The 7208-nt window shown below is 64.4% G+C and carries 11 protein-coding genes; 4 read left to right on the top strand and 7 right to left on the bottom strand.

What is annotated here, in order from left to right; genetic code table 11:
* The 6 genes from ABDV78_RS17045 to aroQ all read right to left on the bottom strand — a co-directional run.
* Positions 1 to 460 (bottom strand): glutamine synthetase beta-grasp domain-containing protein (locus tag ABDV78_RS17045; RefSeq protein WP_343528683.1); only part of this gene is annotated, 460 nt, incomplete at its 3' end.
* Between the two features lie 108 nt (positions 461 to 568).
* Positions 569 to 907 (bottom strand): P-II family nitrogen regulator, encoded by a 339-nt coding sequence (locus tag ABDV78_RS17040; RefSeq protein WP_007405799.1) that lies wholly within the window; start codon positions 905 to 907, stop codon positions 569 to 571.
* A gap of 160 nt (positions 908 to 1067) precedes the next feature.
* A complete protein-coding gene (locus tag ABDV78_RS17035; RefSeq protein WP_343528680.1) occupies positions 1068 to 1403 on the bottom strand; it encodes an arsenate reductase family protein in 336 nt (111 codons plus the stop codon).
* Between the two features lie 116 nt (positions 1404 to 1519).
* Positions 1520 to 2872 carry an acetyl-CoA carboxylase biotin carboxylase subunit gene (gene accC, locus ABDV78_RS17030; protein ID WP_343528679.1) on the bottom strand — a complete coding sequence of 451 codons (1353 nt, stop codon included), beginning with the start codon at positions 2870 to 2872 and terminating at the stop codon, positions 1520 to 1522.
* Positions 2873 to 2878: 6 nt separating this feature from the next.
* On the bottom strand, positions 2879 to 3364 hold the full coding sequence (gene accB, locus ABDV78_RS17025; protein WP_343528678.1) for an acetyl-CoA carboxylase biotin carboxyl carrier protein: 486 nt from the start codon (positions 3362 to 3364) through the stop codon (positions 2879 to 2881).
* Between the two features lie 14 nt (positions 3365 to 3378).
* Positions 3379 to 3813, bottom strand: coding sequence for a type II 3-dehydroquinate dehydratase (gene aroQ, locus ABDV78_RS17020; protein WP_343528677.1), 435 nt, complete (start codon positions 3811 to 3813; stop codon positions 3379 to 3381).
* Positions 3814 to 3930: 117 nt separating this feature from the next.
* On the opposite strand from aroQ, the gene thiS reads away from it, so the two are divergent.
* A complete protein-coding gene (gene thiS, locus ABDV78_RS17015; RefSeq protein ID WP_343528675.1) occupies positions 3931 to 4941 on the top strand; it encodes a sulfur carrier protein ThiS in 1011 nt (336 codons plus the stop codon).
* A 90-nt stretch (positions 4942 to 5031) separates the two neighbouring features.
* Entirely contained in the window at positions 5032 to 5214 is a 183-nt protein-coding gene (locus ABDV78_RS17010) for a CsbD family protein (protein ID WP_343528674.1), read from the top strand.
* 158 nt (positions 5215 to 5372) lie between these two features.
* Here ABDV78_RS17010 and ABDV78_RS17005 read toward each other — a convergent pair whose 3' ends face one another.
* Entirely contained in the window at positions 5373 to 5516 is a 144-nt protein-coding gene (locus ABDV78_RS17005; RefSeq protein ID WP_343528673.1) for a hypothetical protein, read from the bottom strand.
* A 100-nt stretch (positions 5517 to 5616) separates the two neighbouring features.
* On the opposite strand from ABDV78_RS17005, the gene ABDV78_RS17000 reads away from it, so the two are divergent.
* Positions 5617 to 6324 carry a CoA transferase subunit A gene (locus tag ABDV78_RS17000; protein ID WP_343528672.1) on the top strand — a complete coding sequence of 236 codons (708 nt, stop codon included), beginning with the start codon at positions 5617 to 5619 and terminating at the stop codon, positions 6322 to 6324.
* On the top strand, positions 6324 to 7208 hold the full coding sequence (locus ABDV78_RS16995) for an HAD family acid phosphatase (protein ID WP_343528671.1): 885 nt from the start codon (positions 6324 to 6326) through the stop codon (positions 7206 to 7208). Before ABDV78_RS17000 ends, ABDV78_RS16995 begins: the two co-directional genes overlap by 1 nt.

The raw sequence follows: 7208 nt of genomic DNA, 5'->3' as shown, positions 1-7208 counted from the left end.
TCTTGAAGTAGGACGACGAATAGTTGGTGTCGAACTGCACGTCGTCGAACATGAAGAATTCGGCTTCCGGGCCGACATAGACGGTGTCGCCGATGCCGGTGGTCTTCACGAACGCCTCGGCGCGCTTCGCGGTCGAGCGCGGGTCGCGGGCATAGAGTTCGCCGGTCGACGGCTCGACGATGTCGCAGAACACGATCAGCATCGGGGTGGCCGAGAAGGGATCGGTATAGATGGCGTCGAGGTCGGGCTTCAGGACCATGTCCGACTCGTTGATCGCCTTCCAGCCCTCGATCGAGGAACCGTCGAACATCAGGCCGTCGGTGAACTCATCCTCGCCGAGGATCGAAGCGACCATGGTCAGGTGCTGCCACTTGCCCTTGGGATCGGTGAAACGCAGATCGACCCATTCGATCTCTTCGTCCTTGATCTTCTTCAGGATGTCGCTGGCCGTATTCGCCATGTGTCGTTCTCTCTCTGCTTAAGGCCGTTCCCCGGCGGAAGACCGGGGCCGGTGAAAAATTCTAGTCGGACCGGGTGTCGCCCCGGTGACAATAAAATGATGGGTTCGTCAGATCGCCGCGTCGTCGCGCTCGCCGGTTCGGATGCGCAGGGCCGTTTCGACCGGGATCACGAAAATCTTGCCGTCACCGATGCGGCCGGTCTGCGCGGCGGCGGCGATCGCCTCCACCACCCGTTCGGCCAGACCGTCCTCGACGACCACTTCCAGCTTCACCTTCGGCAGGAAGTCGACGACATATTCGGCGCCGCGATAAAGCTCGGTATGCCCCTTCTGGCGGCCGAAGCCCTTGGCCTCGGTGACGGTGATGCCGGACACGCCGATCTCGTGCAGCGCTTCCTTCACCTCATCGAGCTTGAATGGCTTGATGATCGCCTCAATCTTTTTCACGAGTCTGACTGTCCCCGATGATGTTCGAACCCTCGCCCGACCGCACGCATAGCATGGATCGTGCCAATTGCGTCGCCCTCCTGTGAGGGTAGGATGATGTTCATAAATGCGCCCAAAAAGCGGGCAAAAGCATCGCTGCTGCTCAATTTATGAGCAGTGGTCACAGGATGCTTCGCACGGCTTCGGGTGGGCGACCGATCACGACGCCCTTGTCGGTTTCGATCAGCGGCCGCTCGATCAGGATGGGGTGGGCGGCCATGGCGGCGAGGATGGTCGCATCGTCGGCATCGGCGAGCGCCCTGGATTCCGGCTCGGCCTTGCGCAGTCCCGCGTGCGGCGACATTCCGCCCTTGGCATAGAGCCGGGCCAGTTCCTGGGCGGTCGGCGGCGTCTTGAGATATTCGATGACCGTCACATCGGCACCCGCGTCCGTCAGCAGGGCCAGGGCCTCGCGCGACTTGGAGCAGCGCGGATTGTGGAGGATCGTCGCCTTCATCGCTGATGCTTGTGGCATGGGCGGCGGCGATTGTGGAGGGGGTAATCGGAAAATTGCTGGGGAGGAAGGGCCCTCCACCGCGCCCGTCAGGGGCGGTGGAGGGGGCAGGGCGGGGTTCAGGCGGCCTGCTTGGCCAGCCATTCCTCCAGCCACTTAATCGTATAGTCGCCCTTCTGGAATTCGGGATCGTCCAGCAACGACTGGTGGAGCGGGATGGTGGTCTTCATCCCCTCGATCACGAACTCGTTGAGCGCGCGGCGCAGGCGGCGCAGCGCGCCTTCGCGGGTGGTGCCATAGACGATCAGCTTGGCGATCATGCTGTCGTAATAGGGCGGGACCTTATAGCCCTGATACAGGCCGCTATCGACGCGGACATGCATGCCGCCCGGCGCGTGATACATCTTCACCGTGCCCGGGGAGGGGGCGAAGGTGCGCGGGTCTTCCGCGTTGATGCGGCATTCGATGGCATGGCCGCGGAACTGCACGTCTTCCTGGCGCAGGGTCAGCGGATGGCCCTCGGCGACGCGGATCTGTTCGCGGACCAGGTCCAGGCCGGTGATCATCTCGGTGACGGGATGTTCGACCTGAAGGCGGGTGTTCATTTCGATGAAATAGAACTCGCCATCTTCCCACAGGAACTCGATCGTGCCCGCGCCGCGATAGCCCATGTCCGCCATCGCCTTGGCGACCACGCCGCCCATGCGCGAACGCTCCTCGGCCGAGATGATCGGCGAGGGGGCTTCCTCCAGCACCTTCTGGTGGCGGCGCTGGAGCGAACAGTCGCGTTCGCCGAGATGGATCGCCTGGCCGTTGCCGTCGCCGAACACCTGGAATTCGATATGCCGGGGGTTGCCCAGATATTTTTCCATATAGACGGTCGAATCGCCGAACGCGGCCTTCGCCTCCGAGCCCGCCTGCTGCATCAGCGTTTCGAGCTGGTCTTCGGACGGCACGACCTTCATGCCGCGCCCGCCGCCGCCGGAGGCCGCCTTGATCAGCACGGGATAGCCGATTTCGGCCGCCAGCGCCTTGGCTTCCTCGACGTCCGAAATGGCGCCGTCCGAGCCGGGGACCAGCGGCAGGCCGAGCGCACCGGCGGTCCGCTTGGCCTCCACCTTGTCGCCCATGATCCGAATATGCTCCGGCTTGGGGCCGACGAAGATCAGGCCATGCGCCTCGACGATCTCGGCGAACTTGGCGTTCTCCGACAGGAAGCCGTAACCGGGGTGGATCGCGTCCGCGCCCGAAATCTCGGCGGCGGAGATGATGTTGGGGATGTTGAGATAGCTCTCCGCCGCCGAGGGCGGGCCGATGCACACCGCCTGGTCGGCGAGGCGCACATGCATGGCATCGGCGTCGGCCGTGGAGTGCACGGCAACGGTCTCGATCCCCATCTCGTGACAGGCGCGGTGGATGCGAAGCGCAATCTCACCGCGATTGGCGATCAGGAGTTTCTTGATCTGCGCCAAGGCGGCTTACTCGACGACGACCAGGGGCTGGTCGAACTCGACCGGCTGGCCGTTCTCGACCAGGACGGCGGTGACGGTGCCGGCGGCGGTCGCGGTGATCGGGTTCATCACCTTCATGGCTTCCACGATCAGCAGCGTGTCGCCCGCAGCCACCTTCTGGCCGATCGAGGCGAAGGGCTTCGCGCCCGGTTCGGCCGACAGATAGACGGTGCCGACCATCGGTGACTTCACCGCATTGGCCGAGGCGGCCGGAGCGGCCGCTGGTGCCGGAGCAGCGGCCACGGGGGCGGCTGCGGCCGGAGCGGGCGCGGCGGCGACGGGCGCGGGCGCATAAGCGACCTGCGCGGCGGGAGCCGCCTTGCGCGCGACGCGAATCTTGCGGTCGCCATGCTCGACCTCAATTTCGGTCAGGGCGGTGGCGTCGAGCAGCTCAGCGAGCTGACGGACGAGGTCGACATCGACCTTCATCGCTTGTTCAGTCTTTTCGGTCATGGGACGCGCTCCTGTCAGAACCGGGCGGCGGCTTCAAGCGCGAGCAGATAGGAATGCGCGCCAAAACCCGCGATTGTGCCTTTTGCGGCACGCCCGATGAAGCTCTCATGACGGAATTCCTCCCGCGCATGAGGGTTGGATAGGTGAACCTCGATCACCGGCGTCGTCACCGACTTGATCGCGTCGTGAATCGCGATCGACGTGTGGGTGAAGCCGCCGGCATTGAGGAGGACGGCCTTTGCCTCGTAAGCCTGGGCCTCGTGCAGCCAGTCGATCAGATGGCCTTCATGGTTGGACTGGCGCATGTCGATCTCCAGATCGAGTTCGCGCGCGCGATCTTCCAGCATGCCCGCGATATCATCCAGCGTGTCATGGCCATAGATATGCGGTTCACGCAGGCCGAGCAGGTTCAGATTCGGCCCGTTGAGGACATAAACGGTCGCGGGCATCCGCACTCCCATGGTTGCGGCTCGGGGTGGCCGGGCCTAGATCGAGGCCCTTCCTTAACCGCTTCGCCTGTCCCGCGTCGAGATTGGGTGAGCGCCACCATGGTAAGTGACCCAGATATGCCCCACACCGACGGAACCGTGACCATCATCGTGAATGGCGAGCACAAGCGCGTCGCCGCCGGTTTGTCGCTCGCCGATCTGGCGAACGAACTGGGTCTGGTGCCGGAAAAGGTCGCGGTCGAACGCAATCTGGAGGTCGTGCCCCGCTCGACGCTGGCGCAGGTGCAGGTCGAGGATGGCGACGAGATCGAGATCGTGCATTTCGTCGGCGGGGGCGATCACGCGGCCGCCGTGGCCGCGGACGATTCGTGGGAAGTCGCGGGGCAGCGCTTTCGTTCGCGCCTGATCGTCGGCACCGGCAAGTACAAGGATTTTGCGCAGAACGCCGCCGCGGTCGAAGCGGCGGGCGCGGAGATCGTCACGGTCGCGGTGCGCCGGGTCAATGTGTCCGACCGCAATGCGCCGATGCTGACCGATTATATCGACCCGAAGAAGATCACCTACCTGCCCAACACGGCGGGCTGCTTCACCGCCGAGGACGCGATCCGCACGCTGCGGCTGGCGCGCGAGGCGGGCGGCTGGGAACTGGTCAAGCTGGAGGTTCTGGGCGAGGCCAAGACGCTCTACCCCGATATGTACGAAACGCTGCGCGCGACCGAGATCCTCGCCAAGGAGGGGTTCAAGCCGATGGTCTATTGCGTCGACGATCCCATCGCGGCCAAGCGGCTGGAGGATGTCGGGGCGGTTGCGATCATGCCGCTGGGCGCGCCGATCGGCTCGGGGCTGGGGATCCAGAACAAGGTGACGATCCGCCTGATCGTCGAGGGCGCCAAGGTGCCAGTGCTGGTCGATGCGGGCGTCGGCACCGCCTCTGACGCGGCGGTGGCGATGGAACTGGGCTGTGACGGCGTATTGATGAACACCGCGATCGCCGAGGCCAAGGACCCGGTCCTGATGGCGACCGCGATGCGCGCCGCGGTCGAGTCGGGGCGCATGGCATATCGCGCGGGTCGCATGGGCCAGCGTCGCTATGCCGATCCGTCGAGCCCGCTCGCCGGTCTGATCTGACGTTAATTTCACGGAACCCGATGCGTAACGAGCCGTTCTACCCTGGAGTGTTCAACGGGATTGCAAGATCCCCAGTAAATGGAGGCCCCCATGGGTGAGCTCGTCGACAAGATCAAGGGCAACGTCAACGAACTGGTTGGCAAGGCCAAGGAAGCGCTGGGCGACCATAACAATGACGCCGATCTGAAGGCGGAAGGTGAAGCTCAGCAGCTCAAGGGCAAGGGCCAGGAAGTCAAGGGTTCTGTAAAAGGCGCTCTTGGCGACAACATTTAAAGCTGCTATTGCTCCCTGACTAAAGCGTTCAGCAACGAACTCACCGTCCCGGCTATGCCGGGGCGGTTTTCTTTTGTTTGTAGAGTCGTATAAATTAGCAAATCGATTGCATAATGCCATTGTCCTGAATTGGTCTTGTGCTTGGGGTGGTGGGACGATCACTCATGATGTGCGATGGCGCGGATGTCGCGCAACGTGTCGCGCTCCGCCAGGAAAGTTTCGCTCGGCACGCTGAAGATGCGGTCGCACCCCCGTTCGAGAAGCGCATCGACAAGCAGGCATCCGCCGGTTTTCAGGGGCATGGCCGGCAACCTCGCCCGGCTTTCCGATCCCGCGCAAACGCCGGGTTGACCGGGCTCCACCCCTCCGCCTAACGCTCGTCAAAATCCAGGGAGGACGCCCATGCAGAAGCTTTATCCCGACGCGGCCGCCGCGCTCGAAGGTCTGCTCCATGACGGCATGACCATCTGCGCGGGCGGTTTCGGCCTGTGCGGTATTCCAGAACGGCTGATCGATGCGATCGAGGCCGCCGGGACCAAGGACCTGACCATCGCCAGCAACAATGCCGGGATCGATGGCGTCGGGCTGGGCAAGCTGCTCCGCTCGCATCAGGTGAAGAAGATGATCTCTTCCTATGTCGGCGAGAACAAGGAGTTCGAGCGGCAATATCTTTCCGGTGAGTTGGAGGTGGAGTTCTGTCCGCAAGGCACGCTGGCGGAGCGGTGCCGCGCGGGGGGCGCGGGCATCCCCGGCTTCTACACCAGGACTGGCGTCGGCACGAAGGTCGCTGAGGGCAAGGAAGTGAAGAGCTTCGATGGGGAGGACTATATCCTCGAACGCGGCATCCGCGCCGACCTTTCGATCATCAAGGGATGGAAGGCCGACGAGGCGGGTAACCTGATCTTCCGCAAGACCGCGCGCAACTTCAACCAGCCCATGGCGACGGCGGGCCGCATCTGCGTCGCAGAAGTGGAGGAGGTGGTGCCGGTCGGCAGCCTCGACCCGGACCAGATCCATCTGCCCGGCATCTATGTGAAGCGCATGATCGTCGGTGCGCCCTATGACAAGAAAATCGAGTTCCGCACCGTGCGGGAAAGGGAGGGCGCGTGATGAACCGGCGTTTCGGCTCCACGTTGCTGGCGCTTTGCGCGGCGGCGTCGCTGTCCGGCTGTGTCGTCGCGGTCGGCAATAACAGTCCGGCAGCGCCCGTGGCGGCCGCCGCAAACCCCAAGCTGGCGGGGATGCAGTATCTCTACGGCTCGGCCGAGGCGGATGCGATTTCGCGCCAGGGCTGGAACGCGCTGGTGTCCTTCGCCGCCGATCGGGTCCGTCGTCCGGTGCTGGACAGCGTGGTGCTGGACAGGGCCTCCACGCTCGACACGCCGCGCTTCGTGTCATGCGCAGGCAAGCGTCCGGCGGCGGTGTTCGACGTGGACGAAACCGTGTTGCTCAATCTCGGGTTCGAGCAGGACGATCTGACCGGGCGGCCGGGTCGCGAATTTGCGGGCCGCTGGCGGGCGTGGGAACAGGGCGACGGCCGCGCGGTGTTGCCCGTGCCCGGTGCGGCGGCGGCGATCGCCGAGCTGCGGACCATGGGCGTGACCGTGATCTTCAACACCAACCGGGATGATGCGGCGGGTTCGGCGCGGGCGATCGAGGCGGCGGGACTCGGCCCTGCGGTCCATGGCGACACGTTGTTCGTGCAGACCGACACCGATACCGGCGACGGGAAGGATGCGCGCCGCTGGCGAATCGCCGATCGCTATTGCGTGATCGCGATGGGCGGGGATCAACTGGGCGATTTCAGTGACTTGTTCAATGCGCCTGGGACCGTGTTGGAGCGTCGGGCAAGGGCGGACGCGCCGCGCGTCGCGGCACTTTGGGGACGCGGCTGGTTCGTTTTCCCCAACCCGGTCTATGGCAAGGCGCTGAAGGGCAGCGCGGACGAGATTTTCCCCGCCGACCGGCGGTGGCATCCGATGGGAGAGCAGTGA

This window comes from Sphingomonas sp. (genome assembly GCF_039594485.1).
In the GTDB taxonomy this organism is placed as follows: domain Bacteria; phylum Pseudomonadota; class Alphaproteobacteria; order Sphingomonadales; family Sphingomonadaceae; genus Sphingomonas.
Note: the sequence above shows the minus strand (reverse complement) of the source record. Positions and strands in the feature narration are given on the sequence as shown.

Excerpts from the sequence above, each read along its gene's own strand:
- aroQ (WP_343528677.1), bottom strand. The coding sequence starts at position 3,813 with ATGCCCGCGACCGTTTATGTCCTCAACGGGCCGAATCTGAACCTGCTC.
- ABDV78_RS17035 (WP_343528680.1), bottom strand. The coding sequence starts at position 1,403 with ATGAAGGCGACGATCCTCCACAATCCGCGCTGCTCCAAGTCGCGCGAG.
- accB (WP_343528678.1), bottom strand. The coding sequence starts at position 3,364 with ATGACCGAAAAGACTGAACAAGCGATGAAGGTCGATGTCGACCTCGTC.
- ABDV78_RS16995 (WP_343528671.1), top strand. The coding sequence starts at position 6,324 with ATGAACCGGCGTTTCGGCTCCACGTTGCTGGCGCTTTGCGCGGCGGCG.
- ABDV78_RS17005 (WP_343528673.1), bottom strand. The coding sequence starts at position 5,516 with ATGCCCCTGAAAACCGGCGGATGCCTGCTTGTCGATGCGCTTCTCGAA.
- ABDV78_RS17000 (WP_343528672.1), top strand. The coding sequence starts at position 5,617 with ATGCAGAAGCTTTATCCCGACGCGGCCGCCGCGCTCGAAGGTCTGCTC.
- ABDV78_RS17010 (WP_343528674.1), top strand. The coding sequence starts at position 5,032 with ATGGGTGAGCTCGTCGACAAGATCAAGGGCAACGTCAACGAACTGGTT.
- thiS (WP_343528675.1), top strand. The coding sequence starts at position 3,931 with ATGCCCCACACCGACGGAACCGTGACCATCATCGTGAATGGCGAGCAC.